General features: G+C 62.1%; 1 protein-coding gene. It reads left to right on the plus strand.

All coding sequences use genetic code 11. The features are described from left to right. The first annotated feature begins 87 nt into the window (after positions 1–87). Positions 88–1,223 (plus strand): IS3 family transposase gene (locus tag BCO18175_RS40365; protein ID WP_438820535.1). Its coding sequence is split into 2 segments (ribosomal slippage): positions 88–352 and positions 352–1,223, totalling 1,137 coding nucleotides; the frame shifts between segments, so codons are not numbered across the junction. Positions 1,224–1,284: the final 61 nt, after the last annotated feature.

A 1,284-nucleotide genomic window follows, 5' to 3' on the forward strand; every position in this document is an offset into this window, starting at 1 on the left:
AGAGGTGGCCTCGCAAAATCGGACAGCCAGATAAGTGGAACGGCCGGGGCCTGAGCCAGCGATAATGCCGGCAAAGGAACCGAGGAAATGACGAAGAGAACCCGACGCACGCACTCAGCGGCGTTCAAAGCGAAGGTGGCGCTCGCAGCGGTCAAGGGCGAGCGCACGCTGGTCGAGCTGGCGCAGCAGTTTGATGTGCACCCGAACCAGATTACCGAATGGAAGCGGCAATTGCAGGAGCGTGCGGCGGACGTGTTTGGCGCGGCAGGCATGCCGTCGAGCGAGCCGCCGGTGGACCTGAAGGCGTTGCACGCCAAGATCGGCCAGCTGACACTGGAGAATGATTTTTTAGAAGGTGCGCTCACCAAGGCGGGATTGCTGAGCGCAAAACGATGATCGACCGTACGCATGCGCTGCCGGTTTCGCAACAGACGCGACTGGTTGGCATCGCGAGATCGAGTGCGTATTACCGGCCGCAGCCGGTCAGCGAAACCGATTTGTTGTTGATGCGGCGAATCGACGAACTGCACATGGAGTTCCCGTTTGCCGGGGCACGGATGCTGGCGCGCCTGTTGCGTCGGGAGGGCCATGAAGTCGGCCGCCGTCGCGTACGCACGTTGATGAAGCGCATGGGCGTGGAGGCGCTGTACTGCAAGCCGAACACAAGCCGCCGCAACGCGCAGCACAAGATATGGCCGTACTTGCTGCGCGGCATGAAGATCGCGCGGGCCAACCAGGTGTTCGCCCTCGACACGACCTACATTCCGATGGCGCGAGGCTTCGTGTACCTGACGGCCGTGGTGGACTGGGCGAGCCGCAAGATTCTCGCGCACCGGGTTGCCATCACGCTGGAAGCCACGCATGCCGTCGAGGCACTGGAAGAAGCGTTCGCCCGCTACGGGCTGCCCGACATCGTGAACACCGATCAAGGCAGCCAGTTCACGGCGGGCGCGTTCACCGAGGCCGTACTGTGTCGAGGCGTGCGGCTGTCGATGGACGGCAAAGGGGCTTGGCGTGACAACGTGTTCGTCGAGCGCGTATGGCGCAGCATCAAGTACGAAGAGATTTACCTGCGGGCCTACGAGTCGGTCAGCCATGCCCGGCGCTCCATCGGCGACTACATCGAGCTGTACAACCGGAAAAGGCCCCATTCGAGCCTGGCGGATCAGACGCCGGATGAGGCATACTTCGCGACGCTGCCTGCGATCAAATCGGCAGCATGATTGCCTCGGCCGCTCCACTTAAAAATCTCAGAAAACTGTCCGAACGAGTGAGGCCACCTCT

It is taken from the genome of Burkholderia lata (genome assembly GCF_902499335.1).
Classification (GTDB): domain Bacteria; phylum Pseudomonadota; class Gammaproteobacteria; order Burkholderiales; family Burkholderiaceae; genus Burkholderia; species Burkholderia lata_B.